Source organism: Agromyces sp. CCNWLW203, from assembly GCF_036576125.1.
Lineage (GTDB): Bacteria > Actinomycetota > Actinomycetes > Actinomycetales > Microbacteriaceae > Agromyces.
This window is the reverse complement of the sequence record NZ_JAZHYX010000001.1, coordinates 679,323-697,195: the sequence shown is the minus strand read 5'-3', so window position 1 is coordinate 697,195 and position 17,873 is coordinate 679,323. Positions and strand designations below refer to the sequence as shown.

At 69.9% G+C, this 17,873-nt stretch carries 15 protein-coding genes and 2 tRNA genes; 12 read left to right on the top strand and 5 right to left on the bottom strand.

Features of this window, described 5'->3' with window-relative positions:
• Together pgm and VPH61_RS03210 are read right to left on the bottom strand one after the other, a co-directional pair.
• On the bottom strand, positions 1-1,626 hold the full coding sequence (gene pgm / locus VPH61_RS03215; RefSeq protein ID WP_332062068.1) for a phosphoglucomutase (alpha-D-glucose-1,6-bisphosphate-dependent): 1,626 nt from the start codon (positions 1,624-1,626) through the stop codon (positions 1-3).
• Between the two features lie 27 nt (positions 1,627-1,653).
• Complete coding sequence (locus VPH61_RS03210) at positions 1,654-2,931, bottom strand: DUF445 domain-containing protein (protein WP_332062067.1); 1,278 nt, start codon at positions 2,929-2,931, stop codon at positions 1,654-1,656.
• Between the two features lie 80 nt (positions 2,932-3,011).
• Between VPH61_RS03210 and pheA the strand changes: the two genes are divergently transcribed.
• Genes pheA through VPH61_RS03190 form a run of 4 tightly spaced genes read left to right on the top strand, consistent with a single transcriptional unit; the run spans position 3,012 to position 5,846 of the window.
• A complete protein-coding gene (gene pheA, locus VPH61_RS03205) occupies positions 3,012-3,965 on the top strand; it encodes a prephenate dehydratase (RefSeq protein WP_332062066.1) in 954 nt (317 codons plus the stop codon).
• Between the two features lie 27 nt (positions 3,966-3,992).
• Positions 3,993-4,607, top strand: a complete 615-nt coding sequence (locus VPH61_RS03200; RefSeq protein WP_332062065.1) for a hypothetical protein — start codon at positions 3,993-3,995, stop codon at positions 4,605-4,607.
• On the top strand, positions 4,604-4,888 hold the full coding sequence (locus VPH61_RS03195; RefSeq protein WP_332062064.1) for a hypothetical protein: 285 nt from the start codon (positions 4,604-4,606) through the stop codon (positions 4,886-4,888). The genes VPH61_RS03200 and VPH61_RS03195 overlap by 4 nt, the downstream gene beginning before the upstream one ends.
• Position 4,889: 1 nt before the next feature.
• On the top strand, positions 4,890-5,846 hold the full coding sequence (locus VPH61_RS03190; RefSeq protein WP_332062063.1) for a hypothetical protein: 957 nt from the start codon (positions 4,890-4,892) through the stop codon (positions 5,844-5,846).
• Here the strand turns inward: VPH61_RS03190 and VPH61_RS03185 are convergent.
• A complete protein-coding gene (locus VPH61_RS03185) occupies positions 5,803-6,810 on the bottom strand; it encodes a diacylglycerol/lipid kinase family protein (protein WP_332062062.1) in 1,008 nt (335 codons plus the stop codon). The genes VPH61_RS03190 and VPH61_RS03185 overlap by 44 nt on opposite strands.
• Positions 6,811-6,915: 105 nt before the next feature.
• On the opposite strand from VPH61_RS03185, the gene serS reads away from it, so the two are divergent.
• From serS to VPH61_RS03155, 6 genes are all read left to right on the top strand, one after another.
• A complete protein-coding gene (gene serS, locus VPH61_RS03180) occupies positions 6,916-8,181 on the top strand; it encodes a serine--tRNA ligase (protein WP_332062061.1) in 1,266 nt (421 codons plus the stop codon).
• Complete coding sequence (locus VPH61_RS03175; RefSeq protein WP_332062060.1) at positions 8,178-9,086, top strand: HAD family hydrolase; 909 nt, start codon at positions 8,178-8,180, stop codon at positions 9,084-9,086. The genes serS and VPH61_RS03175 overlap by 4 nt, the downstream gene beginning before the upstream one ends.
• 74 nt (positions 9,087-9,160) lie before the next feature.
• The gene (locus VPH61_RS03170; protein ID WP_332062059.1) at positions 9,161-10,408 is read left to right on the top strand and encodes an LCP family protein; all 1,248 of its coding nucleotides are present in this window, start codon (positions 9,161-9,163) and stop codon (positions 10,406-10,408) included.
• A gap of 139 nt (positions 10,409-10,547) precedes the next feature.
• Positions 10,548-10,632 (top strand) — tRNA-Ser (locus tag VPH61_RS03165).
• 26 nt (positions 10,633-10,658) lie between these two features.
• Positions 10,659-11,945, top strand: coding sequence for an LCP family protein (locus tag VPH61_RS03160; RefSeq protein WP_332062058.1), 1,287 nt, complete (start codon positions 10,659-10,661; stop codon positions 11,943-11,945).
• Positions 11,946-12,025: 80 nt separating this feature from the next.
• Positions 12,026-12,114 (top strand) — tRNA-Ser (locus VPH61_RS03155).
• Between the two features lie 47 nt (positions 12,115-12,161).
• Here the strand turns inward: VPH61_RS03155 and VPH61_RS03150 are convergent.
• Positions 12,162-13,631, bottom strand: a complete 1,470-nt coding sequence (locus VPH61_RS03150; protein ID WP_332062524.1) for a serine hydrolase domain-containing protein — start codon at positions 13,629-13,631, stop codon at positions 12,162-12,164.
• A 227-nt stretch (positions 13,632-13,858) separates the two neighbouring features.
• On the opposite strand from VPH61_RS03150, the gene VPH61_RS03145 reads away from it, so the two are divergent.
• Positions 13,859-14,299 (top strand): hypothetical protein, encoded by a 441-nt coding sequence (locus VPH61_RS03145; RefSeq protein ID WP_332062057.1) that lies wholly within the window; start codon positions 13,859-13,861, stop codon positions 14,297-14,299.
• A 78-nt stretch (positions 14,300-14,377) separates the two neighbouring features.
• On the opposite strand, the gene ku is transcribed toward VPH61_RS03145, so the two are convergent.
• Entirely contained in the window at positions 14,378-15,283 is a 906-nt protein-coding gene (ku, locus tag VPH61_RS03140) for a non-homologous end joining protein Ku (RefSeq protein ID WP_332062056.1), read from the bottom strand.
• Positions 15,284-15,370: 87 nt separating this feature from the next.
• Between ku and VPH61_RS03135 the strand changes: the two genes are divergently transcribed.
• On the top strand, positions 15,371-17,857 hold the full coding sequence (locus VPH61_RS03135) for an ATP-dependent DNA ligase (protein ID WP_332062055.1): 2,487 nt from the start codon (positions 15,371-15,373) through the stop codon (positions 17,855-17,857).
• Positions 17,858-17,873 lie beyond the last annotated feature (16 nt).

Genomic DNA, 17,873 nt, shown 5'->3' with positions numbered 1-17,873 from the left:
TCAGCCGGCGAGCGCCGCGTCGACGATCGCCTTCGCCTCGGCCTGCACGAGTCGCAGGTGCTCGGGCCCCTTGAACGACTCGGCGTAGATCTTGTAGACGTCCTCGGTGCCGCTCGGCCGCGCCGCGAACCACGCATCGGCCGTCTCGACCTTCACACCGCCGATCGCCGCATCGTTGCCGGGCGCGTGCGAGAGCTTCGCCGTGATCGGCTGGCCGGCGAGTTCCGTCGCCGAGATCGCGTCGCCGTCGAGCTTGCCGAGGGTCGACTTCTGGGCAGCGGATGCCGCGGCATCCGTTCGCTCGTAGGCAGGATCGCCGAATCGCTCGACGAGCTCCGCGTAGAGCGCCGAGGGCGACTTGCCCGTGACCGCGCGGATCTCGGACGCGAGGAGGCAGAGCAGGATTCCGTCTTTGTCCGTCGTCCAGACGGTGCCGTCGAACCGCAGGAACGACGCGCCCGCGCTCTCTTCGCCGCCGAAGCCGACCGAGCCGTCGACGAGCCCGGGCACGAACCACTTGAAGCCGACCGGCACCTCCCAGAGGCGACGGCCGAGCGCCTCGGCGACCCGGTCGATCATCGAGCTCGAGACGAGGGTCTTGCCGATCGCGGCATCCGCTCGCCATTCGGGTCGGTGCCCGAACAGGTACTCGATCGCGACCGCGAGGTAGTGGTTGGGGTTCATGAGGCCGCCGTCGGGCGTGACGATGCCGTGCCGGTCGGCGTCGGCGTCGTTGCCGGTGAGGATGTCGTAGCCCTCGTGCGCGAGCACCGAGGCCATGGCGCTCGGCGACGACGGGTCCATGCGGATCTTGCCGTCCCAGTCGAGGGTCATGAACGACCAGGCGGGGTCGACGCGCTCGTTCACGACGGTGAGGTCGAGCTCGTAGCGGTCGCGGATCGCGCCCCAGTACGAAACGGATGCCCCGCCGAGCGGGTCGGCGCCGATGCGGATGCCCGACTCGCGGATCGCATCGAAGTCGATGATGTTCGCGAGGTCGTCGACGTAGTTGCCTCGGAAGTCGTAGGTCTCGACGCCGCTCGGCTCGGCCTGCTTGACGTCGCGAAGGCCGCCGGCGATGAGCTCGTTCGCCCGGTCGGCGATCCACTTCGTGGCATCCGAGTCGGCGGGTCCGCCGTGCGGCGGGTTGTACTTGAACCCGCCGTCTTGGGGCGGATTGTGCGACGGCGTGATGACGATGCCGTCGGCCTCGCCCTCTGCGCGCTTGGCCGGGTCGTTGTTCCACTTCAGGATCGCGTGCGAGAGCGCGGGGGTCGGCACGTAGTCGTCGAACTCGTCGGCGAGCACTCGCACGCGGTTGGCCACGAGCACGTCGAGCGCCGTCGTCTGCGCCGGGGCGCTCAGCGCGTGGGTGTCGGCGCCGATGAAGAGCGGCCCCGTGATGCCCTGCGTCGCGCGGTACTCGACGATCGCCTGCGTGATCGCGAGGATGTGGTCTTCGTTGAACGCCGTGTTGAAGGCGGAGCCGCGGTGGCCCGAGGTGCCGAAGGCGACGCGCTGCTCGGGCACCGAGGCATCGGGATGCAGCTCGTAGTACGCCCTGACGAGCGCCTCCACGTCGATGAGGTCGGATTCGATGGCCGGGGTGCCTGCGCGCTCGTGCATGCGACCAGTCTGGCACCGCAAGGCGGCTCAGACGAGGGCGTGCACCGCCGTCGCGATCGAGTAGATGGCGAGCCCCGCGAGCGCACCGACCACCGTGCCGTTGATGCGGATGAACTGCAGGTCGCGCCCCACCTGCAGCTCGAGCTTCTCGGTCGTCTCGCGGGGATCCCAGCGTTCGACGGTCTCGGTGATGACCCCCGCGATCTCGTGGCGGTAGTTGCGCACGACATAGGCCGCGGCATCCGTCACCCAGATGTCGACCTTCGCGGCGAGGCCGTCGTCGGCGACGAGCCGGGCACCCACCTCGACGACCGCCGCGGTCAGCCCGGCCCGCAATTCGCTCGACGGGTCGGCGAGCGAGGCGTCGAGACTCGCCTTGACCGACGCCCACGCCTCGCCGGCGAACTCCCGCACGCGCGGGCTCTCGAGCAGCTCGGCCTTCAGGTTCTCGACCCGCGCGATCATCGCCGGGTCGCGCTGGAGGCCTTCGGCGAGCTCGGCGAGGTAGCGGTCGATCGCGAGGCGCAGCGGGTGCGCGGGATCGGCACGCACGGCGCGGACGAACGCGAGCACCTCTCGCGAGGCGCGGTCGTCGACGATGCGGTCGACGAAGCCGGGCAGCCAGCGGGGGAGCCGGTCGGAGACCATGCTGCCGAACGCCTCGGGGTGCGCCTCGAGCCACGCCTCGGCCTTCTCGAGCACGACGTCGACCGCGGCGCGCTGCTGGTCGGCGGCCACGAGCCGGGCGCCGACCCGGCCGATCGCCGGTGCCCACTCGGGCTCGAAGAGGTGACGGCGGGCGAGCCGCTCGATCACGTCCTCGACGTCGTCGTCGCCGAGCAGGGTGAGCACGCCGCGTGCGGCGACGGATGCCTCGGCGGTCAGCCGCTCGGCATTGGCCGGCGCCATGAGCCAGCCGCCGAGCCGGCGGGCGATGCCGATCGAGCGGAGCTTGCCGAGCACGACGTCGTCGGAGAGGAACTCGTGCTCGACGAACGCGCCGAGGGTCGCCCCGATCTCGTCCTTGCGCCGCGGGATGATCGCGGTGTGCGGAATGGGGATGCCGAGCGGATGCCGGAACAGCGCCGTGACCGCGAACCAGTCGGCGATCGCACCGACCATGGCGCCCTCGGCGGCCGCGCGCACGTAGGCGAGCCACGGCACCTCGTCCTGCAGGGCGAACGACACCGCGAAGACGACCGCCGCCACGATCAGTAGCCCCGTCGCAACGCGCTTCATGCGTCGCAGCGCCGCGAGCCGCTCGACGTCGGTCGGCACCGCTCGTCGTTCGTCGACCATGGTCATCGTCCCCTCCTCGCCTGCGGGGTGTCGCACGATGTCGACGCTAGCCGTTCGCCCTGCGACCGGTGGCTAGGCTGGCCTGCATGACGGATGCCGCACCCACACCGCCCGAGGAGACCTACTCCTACCTGGGGCCGGCGGGCACGTTCACCGAGGCGGCGCTGAAGCAGGTCGCCGCGGCATCCGGAAAGCACTGGCGGGGGGTCAACAACGTCGGCGAAGCGCTCGCCGACGTCACGAGCGGTCGCTCGACGGCTGCGATGATCGCGATCGAGAACTCGATCGATGGCGGCGTCTCGGCCACGCAGGACGCCCTCGCGACCGTGCCCGGCCTCCGCATCCTCGGCGAATACCTCGTGCCGGTGAACTTCGTGCTCGTCGCCCGGCCGGGCACCGCGCTCGCCGACGTGCGGGTCGTGAACGCCCATCCGGTCGCCTACGCGCAGTCGCGCGGCTGGCTCGAGCGCGAACTGCCCGATCACGGGCACATCCCGGCGACGAGCAACGTCGCCGCCGCGGCATCCCTCTTCGAAGGCAGCCAGGCCGACGCGGCCGTCGCGCCGCCCGGCATCACCGACCACCTCGACGTCGACGTGCTCGCACGCGACATCGGCGACAACCCCAACGCCGTCACGCGCTTCGTGCTCGTCAGCCGCTCGCGCGAACTGCCCGAGCCCACCGGCGCCGACAAGACGAGCCTCATCGTCGAACTGCCCGACGACGAGCCCGGCGCCCTGCTCGCGATGCTCGAGCAGTTCTCGACGCGGGGCGTGAACCTCTCGCTCATCCAGTCGCGGCCCATCGGCGACGCGCTCGGCCGCTACCGCTTCGTCGTCGACGTCGACGGGCACATCGCCGACGAACGGGTCGCCGACGCACTGCTCGGCCTCCGCCGCACGAGCCCCAAGGTCATCTTCCTCGGCTCGTATCCGCGGGCCGACGAGCAGACGGTCGCCTACCACTCGAAGTACGATGACGGCATCTTCATCGAGGCGCGCGACTGGTTGCGGGGCCTCCTGAGCGGCGAGCCCGACTGATCGGGCGGCCCTGACCCGAGGAGCCAAGTGAGCGACGGAGCCACGACCGGCATCGACCCGCGGTTCGACCCGCGGTACCAGCGCGGCTACAACGGCCACGGTGCAGCCGGCAGCGCAGCGGATGCCGCGGCGCCGACGCGCCGGTCTGTGGCGTCCGTGCCCGATCCGTCGAGGCCTGCGCCAGAAGCGATCCGCTCACCGGCCGTCGCTCCCGACCGACGAATCCGTGTCGGTGCGCCACCGGCCGACCCCGCCCGGAACGTCTCTCCTGCGGAGGTCGACACCCCGAGGCCCCGTGGCGAACTGCCGGTGGACTGGTTCGACGACGTCGGCGCGTCGCCTGCGCTCCAGGCTGATCACTCCTTCGCGGCGGCGTGGGCCGTCTCGGCGCTGGCGGCGGTGCTCGGCGTGGCCTTGTTCTGGGCGGGCGTCTCGAACGAGACCTTCCGCGGCCCCGTGTCGGAGGCGGATCGTTGGCTGGCGATCGCGGCGTGGAACGTCGCCCCGGCTCTCGTGCAGGCCGGCCTGCTGGGCGTCGTCGGAATGCTCGTCTGGAGCGGCGTCCGGCGTGCCAGGGCCGGCTCTGGTGCCGGTGGCTCGAACCGACCTCCCCTGGGCGATGCCGACGGAGGCGTACGGTGATCCGCCGCCTCGTGTCGAACCCGGCGGCGCTCGTGCTCCTCGCCCTCGTCGTGCTCGGCGCGCTCGGCGTGCTCTGGGGCATCGGGGTGAGCGCCGTCGATCAGGGCTTCAGTTACGAAGGGCAGCCATCGAGCGAGCAGCTCTGGCAGATGCGGGTGATTCGAATCGCGAACTTCGTGCCAGGCCCCGCCACCTTCGTGAGCATCGCATCGTTGTTGGGTCTCCTTGCGATCGCATCGGCGAGTCGCCCCCGTAACGTTCCTCCCGAACTGAGGAGCTGACGTGACTGACGACGCGACGAGCGGCATCGACCCCCGGTTCGACCCGCGCTACCAGCGCGGCTACGACGGGTCGGATGCCGCGGTGGCCCCGCACCCGTCGGAGCAGCGCCGTTCGGAACCGGCGGCCGGCTCCCTGCCGCCGACGCTCCAGTCGGGCGAAGCGCGGCCGCCGGCCGAGGTCGGCCCGCCGGTCATCGCGAACACGAACCCTGCGCCCGAGTCGTCGACCGCATCGTCATCGCCTTCCGCACGAGCGAGCACCGGCCCCGGCCACGACGGGCCGGTGTTCGAGACCGATGCAGTCGGTGAGCCGGAGCCCGAGCCCGCGCAGGAGTCGCGCCTGGTGCGTCGCTGGTTCGCGGCGGCGTGGGCGATGCTGGGGGTCTGCGTCGTCGCCGGTCTCGCGGTCACGTGGGCGGTCAATTCCGACCCGAACACGTATACCGGCATCAACCCGAACGACCTGCTGCGCCAGTTGTCGTGGGTGGTTGCCCCGAACCTCGTGCGCGTCGGCCTCGTCGGAATCGTCGGGCTGACGGTGTGGATCGGTGTGCGCCAGGTCCTCGCGGCGCAGGGCACCCGCGACTCGATCGAGGCGCAGTCCGCCGCCGTTCCGGCGACACCGAGCGATGACGGTCGTGTGCTTCCCCGGGGGTTCGCGGTGACCGTGCTCTTCGCGCTGATCGGCGCGGGGGCGGTCGTGGTCGTCTGGTGGGCGAGCGTCTCGACCGATCGGAGCATCTACAACTACAGTGCGGAGCCGAGCGACGAACAGATGAACGCGATCGCGGTGGCGCAGACCGCCGGCGCGCTCGTCGGGCCCGCGATCGAGATGGCGCTGTGGGCGGTGTTCGGGATCATCGTGCTCGGGGTATCCGCCGCGATGGCACGCGGCCGCCGCCGAACCGCGGTCGTCAGCTCGGTACGCGCACGATCAGCGCCGCTGGATCGACCGTGAACCGTGCCGCGGTGACGAGCCCGAACTCGTCGCCGTCGATCTCGAACTCCTCGGCGGCGCCCTCGATCTCGAGGTCGACCGCCCGCCCTCGAAGGTAGACGATCTCCCTGCGCCGCTTGCCGCCCGTCAGGTCGAGGAACTGCCGGCCGATCGCCGACTTCCGCAGCACCCGGTTCTCCCATGCGACCTTGCGCCAGATGAGCAGCCAGCCGAGCAGGTTCCTGGGCTGCAGCACGACCACGTCGAGGCGCCCGTCGTCGATCTCGGCGTCGGGGATGAGCTCGATGTTGCCCGGCAGGTAGCCGAGGTTCGCCACGAGGATGCTCGACACCTTCGAGCGGTGGTGCCGGCCCGAGTCGACGCGGTGCACGACGCGGTACGGCTTCGAGGCGGGCAGGGCCCGCAGGCCTGCGTCGACGTAGGCGAGCCAGCCGACGCGCTTCTTGAGGTCGGGGTTGGTGTTCGAGATCATCGCGGCGTCGATGCCGATGCCGCTCATCACGAGCGACACGTGGGTCTCGTCGGTGCCGTCGGGGCGGGTCACCTCGGCGACGATGACGTCGACGGCGCGATCGAGCCCGGCGAAGGCGAGCACGACGGCGTCGGCCTGGTCGCCGACCGGGATCTCGAGGTTGCGGGCGAACAGGTTGCCGGTGCCGAGGGGCACGAGCCCGAGCGGCACGCCCGTGCCGCGCAGCCCCGCGGCGACCGATCGAACGGTGCCGTCGCCGCCCGCGGCGATCACGAGGTCGACGCCGGCTTCGAGCGCTTCGCGGGCCATGCCCTTGCCGGGGTCGTCGGCCGAGGTCTCGATCCACAGCGACGGGGCGAAGTGCTGGCGTTCCTCCGCAGCCCCCACGGCGGCACGCAGCGCCTCGACGCCCTGCTTCGTGGGGTTGTAGATCACGGCGGCCCGCTGGCGTCGGCCCGCGGCATCCGCTGCCCCCTGCTGTTGTGCGGTCACGCAGCCCACGGTATTGCATCGTGCCGGGAAAGCACCGAGGCAAGGCGTCAGCAGTTCACGCAACGGCCGATCAGGCCGTCGGATGCCGCGGCTAGACTTGCTCGGGTGATCGATCCCGTGCTGCTTCGCGAGAACCCCGACCTCATCAAGCGCTCGCAAGAGCTCCGCGGCGAGTCCGTGGCGCTCGTCGACGCAGCCGTCGAGGCCGACGCCGCCCGGCGCACCGCGATCACGGTCTACGAGGCGCTCCGCGCCGAGCAGAACGCCTTCGGCAAGCAGGTCGCCCAGGCGCCGAAAGAGGCCAAGGCCGCCCTCGTAGCCGAGGCGCAGGAGCTCGCCGCCCGGGTGAAGGCCGCGAACCAGGCCGCGCACGACGCCGAGGCCGAGTTCACGCTCGCCGTACAGCGGCTCGGCAACGTCGTCATCGACGGCGTGCCGGCCGGAGGTGAAGATGACTTCATCGTGCTGCGCGAGGTCGGCGAGATCCCGGCATTCGACTTCGAGCCGCGCGACCACCTCGAGATCGGCGAACTGCTCGACGCGATCGACATGCAGCGCGGCGCCAAGGTCTCGGGCGCGCGCTTCCACTACCTCAAGGGCATCGGGGCCCGCCTCGAGCTCGCGCTCATGAACATGGGCCTCGACCGGGCGCTCGCGGCGGGCTTCACCCCGCTCATCACGCCGACGCTCGTGCGGCCCGAGATCATGCAGGGCACGGGGTTCCTCGGCGCCCACTCCGACGAGGTCTACTACCTGCCCGAGCAGGAGCTCTACCTCACGGGCACGAGCGAGGTCGCACTCGCCGGCTATCACGCCGACGAGATCATCGACGTGTCGAACGGCCCCATCCGCTACGCCGGCTGGTCGACCTGTTACCGCAGCGAAGCCGGCAGTCACGGCAAAGACACCCGTGGCATCATCCGCGTGCACCAGTTCAACAAGCTCGAGATGTTCACCTACATCGACCCGGCCGATGCCGAGGCCGAGCACGAGCGCCTGCTCGGGTGGCAAGAGGGCATGCTGCAAGACCTCGGGCTCTCGTACCGCGTGATCGACACGGCGGCCGGCGACCTCGGATCGAGCGCGGCCCGCAAGTACGACGTCGAGGCCTGGGTGCCGACGCAGAACGCCTACCGAGAGCTGACCTCGACCTCGAACTGCACGACGTTCCAGGCCCGCCGCCTCGACATCCGGCACCGCACCGAGTCGGGCAAGACGGCCCCCGTCGCGACCCTCAACGGCACGCTCGCGACCACGCGGTGGCTCGTCGCGATCCTCGAGACGCACCAGCAGGCCGACGGCTCGGTCGTGGTGCCCGAGGCGCTTCGCGGCTACCTCGGCGGCCTCGAGGTGCTCGAGCCGATCGCATGAGCATCGAGAACCCCGCTGGTCGAGGAGCGAGCGCAGCGAGCGTCTCGAGACCCCGTGGAGAGGATCTCGAGACGCGTCCTCCTTCGTCGGGCGCTCCTCGATCAACGGAAGACCTGTGGTTCGTCGCGCTCGACGTCGACGGCACGATCATGCACGAAGACGGGTCGATCGACCAGCCGGTCGTCGAGGCCGTCGCCGCGGCCCGCGACCGTGGTCACTTCGTGACGCTCGCGACCGGTCGTTCGTGGGCGACGACCGCGCCTGTGCTCGAGCAGCTCGGCCTGACGCCCGAGTACGTCGTGTGCGCCAACGGCGCCATCACGATGCAGCGCGACGACTCGGCGCCGGGCGGCTACGTCCGTCGGCATGTCGAGACGTTCGACCCGACGCAGGTGCTCGAACGCATCCGCTCGTTCTTGCCGGCCGGCAAGTTCATGGTCGAACTGCCCGACGGGCACCGGCTGTACACCGAGGGCATGACCGAGTGGAACCTCGAGAACGCCCGCGAGGTGCGCTTCGAGGAGTTGCTCGACCAGCGTGCGACGCGAGTCGTCGTCACGAGCCTCGAGCACGGACTCGACGAGTTCTTCGGCATCGTCGACCAGATGGGCCTGCACCACGTGAGCTACGCCATTGGGTGGACCGCGTGGCTCGACATCGCCCCCGACGGGGTCAACAAGGCGACCGCGCTCGAGCGGGTCCGTGGATGGCTCGAGCTGCCGATCGAACGTGTGCTCGCCGCCGGCGACGGACGCAACGACCTCGAGATGTTCGCATGGGCCGGTGCCGCCGGCCGCGCGGTCGCGATGGGCCAGGCGCCAGACGAGGTGCGCGAGGCCGCGAACGAGGTCGGCGCCTCGGTCGACGAGGCCGGCCTCGCCGCGGTGCTCGACTCGCTGCCCTGACGGCAGTGGCAGCCCCGCGATCTCGGGATGCTCAGAGGCCGCCAGCATAGAATCGGCCAGTCGAGGGAGGTGCGATGAGCGATACGGGCGAACGGCAGGCCGAGGACATGACGGTGCCGCGCCATGGTCGGCTGCCGAAGCGGAGCGCGACGAAGACGTACCTGAAGCTCGCGGCATCCGTCATCGCCGTGCTCGCCGTGACCGCGACGTCGGTCGTCGCGTACGCTGCCGTCGATCTCGTGCAGTCGATCAAGCCCGGCACCGAGCTCGAGGACGAGCACCTGCTCGCCGGGGTGCCCGACATCGGTGCCATGGAGGGCGGGCTCAGCTTCCTGCTCGTCGGCAGCGACAAGCGGCCCGCCGACGGATCCTTCGGCGACCCCGAAGAGGACTCCGCCGTCCTGAACGACGTGACGATGCTGCTGCACATCTCGCAGGACCATTCGCACGTCGAAGTCGTCAGCTTCCCGCGCGACATGATCGTGCCGGTACCCGAATGCCCCGACCCGGTCGACCCCGAGAGCGGGCCGCTGTCGTCGATGTCGGGCGTACCCCTCAACAGCGTGCTCGGCCACGGCGGACTCGGATGCGTCGTCAGCACGATCAGCCAGCTGACGGGCGTGCCGATCACCGTCGCGGGCGTCGTCGAGTTCAATGGCGTGGCGGCGCTGTCCGAAGCCGTCGGCGGTGTCGAGGTCTGCCTCGCCGACCGGGTCGACGACGACTACTCGGGCCTGCACCTCGATGCGGGCACGCACAGCATCTCGGGGTACGAGGCGCTCGCCTTCCTGCGCACCCGGCACGGCGTCGGCGATGGCAGCGACCTCGGCCGCATCGCCAGCCAGCAGGCCTTCCTCGCCTCGCTCGCGCGAACGCTGCAGAGCGACGGAACGCTCAGCGATCCGGTGAAGCTCTACTCGATCGCCAAGGCGGTGCTCTCGAACATGGAGCTCTCCAACGCCCTCCAGAACCCGACGACGCTGGTCTCCATCGCGAAGACCCTGCAGGGCACCGACCTCTCCAAGATCGCGTTCGTGCAGTACCCGACCGAGTACTCCGATGACCGCACCCGAGTGCTCCCCTCCGACTCGGCCGACGCGGTCAACGCGGCGCTCCAGGCCGATCAGCCGCTCGTCATCGACCCGACCGCGATCGACAACTCCGAGTTCGGTACCGTCGCCGATCCGGCGGCCCCGCCCGCCGAGGCGCCGGCCGAGGCGCCGGCGACGGAAGCGAGTGCCCCGCCTGCGGCGCCGTTGCCCGACGACGTGACCGGCATGACCGGTGACACGGTGCGGTGCGCCAAGGCCAACGAAGGCTGATCGGGGCAGGTGCTGAGCCGTCGGTCGACGCGCCTCAGCACCTTTTCAGGCTGGCCTGCGAGTCTGGTTGAAACATGCTTCGGCTAGAATCGGGGCCTGCCTGCATGATCGAGCGCCTCCGGGAGCGTCGTGCGGGCATGGAGGGCTGTCCGAGCGGCCGATGGAGCTGGTCTTGAAAACCAGTGGGCAGCAATGCCTCGTGGGTTCGAATCCCACGCCCTCCGCGAGATCGACGAGTGAAAGGACATCGGTGACAGACGAATTGCGTTCCAGCGCACGCCGCGCATCGTCGTCGAAGCCCGTCGTCCGGCACGGACGCCTCAAGCGACGCTCAGCCTGGCGGACGACCGCGAAGGTCACCTCCTCGGTCGTCGCGGTCGCGCTCGTCTCGGGTTCTGCGGTGGCGGCGTATGCCGCGTGGGATCTCGCCAACACGGCCAAGCCCACGGTCACACTCGGCAACGAAGACGTGCTGGAGGGTGTGCCCGATGTCGGGGCCATCGAGGGCGGTGTGAACCTGCTGCTCATCGGCAGCGACAGTCGTGAGGGCCAAGGCGACGGCTTCGGCGACCCCGACGAGGAGACGGCGGTCCTCAACGACGTCACGATGCTCATGCACATCTCCGAAGACCACTCGAACGCCTCGGTCATCAGCTTCCCGCGCGACATGCTCGTCGACGTGCCCGAATGCGTCGACCCCGCGGATCCCGCGGGCGAGCCGTTGTCGGAGCAGTACGGTGTGAAGATCAACTCGGTGCTCTCGCTCGGCGGCATGGCGTGCGTCGCCAAGACCGTCGAGGAGCTCGTCGGCGTCACCATCCCGTTCGCGGGCACTGTGCAGTTCATGGGTGTGGCCGGACTGTCGGAGGCCGTCGGCGGTGTTCCCGTGTGCGTCGCTGAACCGATCGAGGACGAGCACACCGACCTGTACCTCCCGGCCGGGATGCACGAGCTCTCGGGCATCCAGGCGCTGCAGTTCCTCCGCACGCGGCACGGTGTCGGCGACGGGAGCGACCTCGGCCGCATCTCCAACCAGCAGGTCTTCATGTCGGCACTCGCGCGAACGCTGCAGTCGAACGGCACGCTGAGCGACCCGGTCAAGCTCTACGGCATCGCGAAGGCGGCGCTCGCGAACATGCAGCTGTCCGACAGCCTCATGGACCCGACCCGCATGATCTCGATCGCGAAGGCGCTGAAGGACACCGATCTGAACAAGATCGCGTTCGTGCAGTACCCGACCTACAGCGCCGACGGCGCGCAGGTGCCCGCGGAATCGGCGGAAGCGATTCGATTCGCCTTGCAGAACGACCTGCCGGTGACGTTCGACCCCGCGGCGCAGGAGGCATCGTTCGCCTCGGCGGGGGACCCCGCTGCCGTCGGCGCGGCCCCGGCACCCGAGGCCCCGGTCGAGGGTGAAGCGCCTGCGGCGGATCCCGCCGCGCCCGCTCCGACGGTCGAGGCACTACCGAGCGACATCACCGGGCAGACCGCGGCCGAGACGCGTTGTTCCGCCGGACGCACGCTCGACGACCAGTAACCCGACCGATTCGGCCGAATCGTCATCCGAGGTGTCATCGGGTTATGATGATTTTCGCGTGTGATGCAAGTCCCGCGCGAGGAGACGTCGCATAGTCCGGCCGAGTGCACCACCCTGCTAAGGTGGAGTCCCCGTAAGGGGACCAGGGGTTCAAATCCCCTCGTCTCCGCACTTTCTCTCCGAGTACTGCATGCCGCAGTTCTCTCGGTCCTCGGGTCACGCCGCTTCTCTGCGGCTGTGGTTGCGACGCCCGGTGATCAGCAGGATCCCGATGGCGAGGAACCCTGTTGCCACCATCCCCGGCCCGATGAGTTCGGCCATGGGCTGACCCGATTCCGCGAGAGTGGCCTCCTGCGGCACGGCGCTTGGCGCCGGTTCGGGAGCGGGCTGGTCGGCGACGAGCAGCTTGAGGAGCTTGGTGGCGAGCGGCAGGCCCTGGTCGGTGTCCGACAGGCGCATGTTGTACATCGTCGTGACGCCCACGCGCAGGGTCGGAGCGAGGGCTGTGTCGGTGCTCGAGCCGTCCGTCAAGCCGTTCTTGAACGCCCACGGCACCCCGACTTCGTGCGTCGCGGCGGAGTAGAGCTCCCATCCCAGGCCCATCTGGAAGCGGTCGGGCTCGCACTGGTCGGGAGCCGAGCATCTGGTGGTGATGTCGCTGACCGGCTGAAGCGTGTCGGCCATCGCCTGCACGCCGATCGGCACGATGGATGGGATGTATCCCAAGTGGGCAGCGACCCACGTGCCCATGTCGGTCGCGTCGGAGATGAGGCCGCCGGCACCGCTGATCGCGTTCGTGTTCTTCCAATGGAACGCCTTCGATCCGTCGGCCTTGTAGGGAGTGGCGAGGCGCCCGTCGCCAGAGGGTTCGAGCACCGTCGACGACATTCCGAGCGCGTCGAGGAACACCTGGTCGAGCGCGGCCTGGTACGCCGGCGGCTCCGTCTCGACGACGGGGTCGAGCACATTCGCGAGGATGGTGCCGAGCAGGCCGAATCCCCAGTCGGAGTAGAGCCAATCGGTCCCCGGCTGATACATCGGGCACGACTGCCCGTTCAGACAGGGATGCGTGAAGGCATCCCACAGCATGGCCTGCGTGTAGCCCGGGCGCGGATTCACGCAACCGGCATCAGCGCAGCCTGCGTCGAGATTGGGGGGCGCGTCGAGCAGACCCGCCTGGTGGGTGGCGAGGTCGCCCAGCGTGATCGGGGTCGTGGCACCGGTCTGCGGGTCGGACCACTCAGGCACCGTCACCCCGGCCGGCGCGTAGCGCTGCACCGGGTCGTCGAGCGACACCCGACCGGTTGCGACCAGAGACGCCAGAAGGTCGGCGGTGAACACCTTCGTCTCCGACCCGAGCTCGAACTGCGTCGTGTCGTCGACCAGTTCCGATGAGCCCAGTGTCGGCGTACCTGCGACGAACGTCGTGATCACGGGATCCGACCCGGCGGAGGGCGGAGTGACCACCGCCACGGACAACCCGGGCAGGTCGTGCGTGGCGAGGAAGCCGTCGACCTCGTGCTGGATCTGCTTCGACAGCTCGGGCGTCATCTCGCTGCCGGCCACGGGCGCTCCACCCGCGGCCACGGCGGAGGAGACCGCACTCATCGAGAGCACCGCGACCGCCACGGCCGCTGCTGCGGTCGCTGTCAGGGATCGATGCCGACGACGTCGCGGGGTGCGCATGGTCACAGAGGCCTTCCTTCGCTCAGCGGTGGATGTTCGGCTCGCGGGATGAAAGCGGCCACGCACCTGGCGGGCGAGCGGACGAAAACACACTGGCACAGGAACGAACGACACAGCGTGAGCGCCGCTCGCATGCGCTGGAAACGGCGCGTGAGCACGCGCTCCAGAACAGGTGTCGGCGCGCCTGAGTAGACTTTTCAGGTTCACACGATCTGGGGGCATTGCACATGCAACGAATCATCACTTCCACTGCGCTCGTCTTCGCGGGCGCCCTGCTTCTCTCGGGCTGCGCCACCGGCGGCGGCACCGAGGCGAGCGCACCCGCCGACAACTGCGAGGTCGTTCGCGTCGAGGTGCGCGACATCTCGAACGGCGCGCAGAACGCGATCCTGACCGCGTCCGACCCGGCCGAGCTCGAGGCCTACCTCGACCAGCTCTCCGAGCGGGTCGACGCGCTCGACGAGCAGGCGGCCGACGACTCCGCACTCGCAGAGGCGCTCGACGCCCTCGACGAGAAGATCGACGCCGCGAGCGACTGGGCCGAGACGCTGCCCACCGAAGCCGAGGTCGAGGCGGGCGCCGAGATCGACGCCGACGCTCAGGCTGCGCAGACCGAGGGCATCCAGGCCGCTGCGGTCAAGGTCACCGAGGTGTGCACCGCGGAATAGCGGTCGCCGAACGGGTCGGTTCGGCAGTGCGCCGAACAGCGCCGACCCGCAGGCACGCGATGAGCGCGCGGCATCCGTTCACTCGGAGGCCGCGCGCTTTCGCGTTGCCGCCGTCTTCTTCTCGCCCTGCGAGGACTTCGCAGTCGACTTCTTCCCCGTGCCCTTCTTCGCGGCTCCCTTGCCGCCGGAGTTGCCCGCCTCGCGCTTCGCCGCGATCGACTGGCGCAGCGCCTCCATGAGGTCGATGACCTCGCCGCCGGCCTCCTCCTCGGCCTCCTCGCCGAAGGTCGCGGCCGTGTCGACGCCCTCGCCCTGCTCGAGTTTCGCCTTGATGAGGGTGCGCAGCTCCTGCTGGTACTCGTCGACGTACTGCTCGGGGTCGAAGTCGGAGACGAGGCTCTCGACGAGCTGCTTCGAGAGATCGAGTTCCTTCGCCGAGATCTTCACGGGCTCGTCGAGCGACTTGAAGTCGGCGGCGCGCACCTCGTCGCTCCAGAGCAGCGTCTGCACCATGAGCACGTCGCCGTGCACGCGGAGCGCCGCGAGCCGGGTCTTCTGACGCAGCGCCATCTGCACGATCGCGGTGCGGTCGGTCGACTCGAGCGTCTCGCGCAGCAGCACGTACGCCTTCGACGACGCGGAATCGGGCTCGAGGTAGTAGCTGCGGTCGAACATGATCGGGTCGATCTGGTCGTTCGGCACGAACTCGACGACCTCGATCTCGCGGCTGCGCTCAGCGGGCAGCGACTTCAGGTCGTCGTCGGTGATGACGACGGTCTGCTCGCCGTCGTCGTAGGCCTTGTCGATGTTCTTGTAGTCGACGACCTTGCCGCAGACCTCGCACTTTCGCTGGTACCTGATGCGCCCACCGTCTTCGTCGTGCACCTGGTGCAGTGACACGTCGTGGTCTTCGGTGGCGCTGTACAGCTTGACGGGCACATTGACGAGGCCGAATGTGACCGCCCCCTTCCAGACGGCTCGCATGCCTCCAGTACACACCAGGGGCAGGCGTGTGCGATACCCCTCGCGGCATCCTCGTGATCCGGCGCCGACACCGGCATGATGGTGGACATGGCCGACGGCGCGCGCCAACTCGTCGAGGTCGACGGCCGCCGCCTGCGGCTGACGAACCTCGACAAGGTCATGTATCCCGAGACGGGCATGACGAAGGGCGAGGTGATCTCCTACTACGCGGAGATCGCCCCCGTCATGGTGCCGCTCGTCGCCGGGCGCCCGGTCACGCGCAAACGCTGGGTGCACGGCGTCGGCACAGCGGATGCCCCTGAGCAGCCGTTCTTCGAGAAGAACCTCGCCGAGCACGCTCCCGAATGGGTGCGCCGCGGCATCCAGCACCACTCCGACGGCGACAAGGCGTATCCGATCGCGGGCGACCGGGCGACGCTCGTCTGGCTCGCCCAGCAGGCGTCGCTCGAGGTGCACGTGCCGCAGTGGCGTTTCGATGCGACAGGAGAGCCGGCGAATCCTGATCGAATGGTGTTCGACCTCGACCCGGGTGAGGGCATGGGGCTCACCGAGTGCGCCGAGGTCGCACGGCTCGTACGCTCGCTGCTGAGCGGCATGGCGCTCGAGACCGTGCCGGTGACGAGCGGCAGCAAGGGTCTTCACCTCTATGCAGCACTCGACGGGTCGCAGACCTCGGATCAGGTCTCGGCGGTCGCGCACGAGCTCGCCCAGGCGCTCGAGGCCGACCATCCCGAGCTCGTCGTCTCGAGCATGCGCAAGACGCTGCGCACGGGCCGGGTGCTCATCGACTGGAGCCAGAACAACGCCAAGAAGACGACGATCGCGCCGTACTCGTTGCGCGGGCGGCCCCGCCCGACGGTTGCGGCCCCGCGCACCTGGGAGGAGCTCGATGATGCCGAACTGCGTCAGCTCGAGGCATCCGAGGTGCTCGAACGGGTCGCGGCGACCGGCGACCCGATGCGGGCGATCACGGATGCCGCTCACGGCGGGCCGCTCGCGCAGTACCTGTCGATGCGGAGCGCCGCGGCCACGCCCGAGCCTATGCCCGCGTCGGCATGGGGTGCGGCGAGCGCGGGGGAGCCCCGCTTCGTGATCCAGGAGCATCGCGCGAGGCGACTGCACTTCGACCTGCGACTCGAGCGCGACGGGGTGCTGAAGAGCTGGGCGGTGCCGAAGGGCGTTCCCGAGTCGTCGGGCACGAACCACCTGGCGGTGCAGACCGAGGATCACCCGATGGAGTACGCCGCGTTCGAGGGCACCATCCCGAAGGGGGAGTATGGCGCCGGTTCGATGACGATCTGGGATGCGGGCACCTACGCGACCGAGAAGTGGCGCGACGACGAGATCATCATCGATGTCGACGGGCAGCCGGGCGGGCCGCTCGGCGGGCCGGTGCGACTCGCGCTCATCCGCACCGACGGGCAGGGCGAGAAGAGTTCGTGGCTGCTGCACCGCATGAAGGATCAGACAGTGCGAATGTCGAGCGGGTTGAGGAGCGACGAAGGAGTGTCTCGAGACCCGGCCGCCGGGCAAGCGGGTTTCGAGACGCGTCCTCCTTCGTCGGGCGCTCCTCAACCAGCGAGGCGGGCGTCGGGCGCTCCGGTCACGGAGCGCCCGATGCTCGCGACGGCGGGCACCATCGGCATGCTCGCGGGCGAGGACTGGGCGCTCGAGTGGAAGTGGGACGGCATCCGGGTGCTCGCGCGCGTCGACGGCGACGCAGTGCGGCTGCTCAGCCGGAACGGCATCGACATCACGTCCCGCTACCCCGAGCTGGCCGAGTTGCCCGCCGTCGTGCGCGGCGATGCGCTCCTCGACGGCGAGATCGTCGCGCTCGACGCCGACGGGCGGCCCGACTTCGGGCGCCTGCAGCGCCGGATGGGCCTCACGAGGGCGCGCGAGATCGAGCGGATCGCGGCATCCGTGCCGGCCCGTCTGCTGCTGTTCGACGTGCTCGAGGTCGACGGGCGGCCGGTCGTCGACGAGCCCTACCGCGAACGCCGTGCACGCCTTGCCGGACTCGTCAGGATGAAGCGCGGGGTGCCCGTCGAGGTGCCCGCGCCCGCCACCGGCAACCCCGACGACGCGCTCGAGGAGAGCCGCCGCCTCGGGCTCGAGGGGCTCGTCGCGAAGCGACCCGACTCCCGGTACCGGCCCGGCGCTCGCAGCAGTGACTGGCTGAAGCTGAAGCTCACCCTCACGCAGGAGGTCGTGATCGGCGGCTACCGGCGAGGCGAGGGCACGCGCACGGGGCGCATCCGTTCACTGCTCGTCGGCATCCCCGGCGAGGGCGGTCTCGAGGTCGCCGGCCTCGAGTACGCGGGCCGCGTCGGCTCGGGCTTCGGCGAACGCGAGCTCGATCGGCTGCTCGCTGCGCTGCAGCCGCTCGAGCAGGCCGAGTCGCCCTTCGTGCAGGTACCGGCGGCCGATGTGCGCGACGCCGTCTGGGTGCACCCCGAACTCGTGGGCGAGATCGAACTCGGCGACTGGACGAGCACCGGGGTCGCGCGGCATCCGCGCTGGCGGGGCCTTCGACCCGACAAGTCGCCTGCCGACGTCGTGCGCGAGACGTGAGCCGCGAACACCTGAG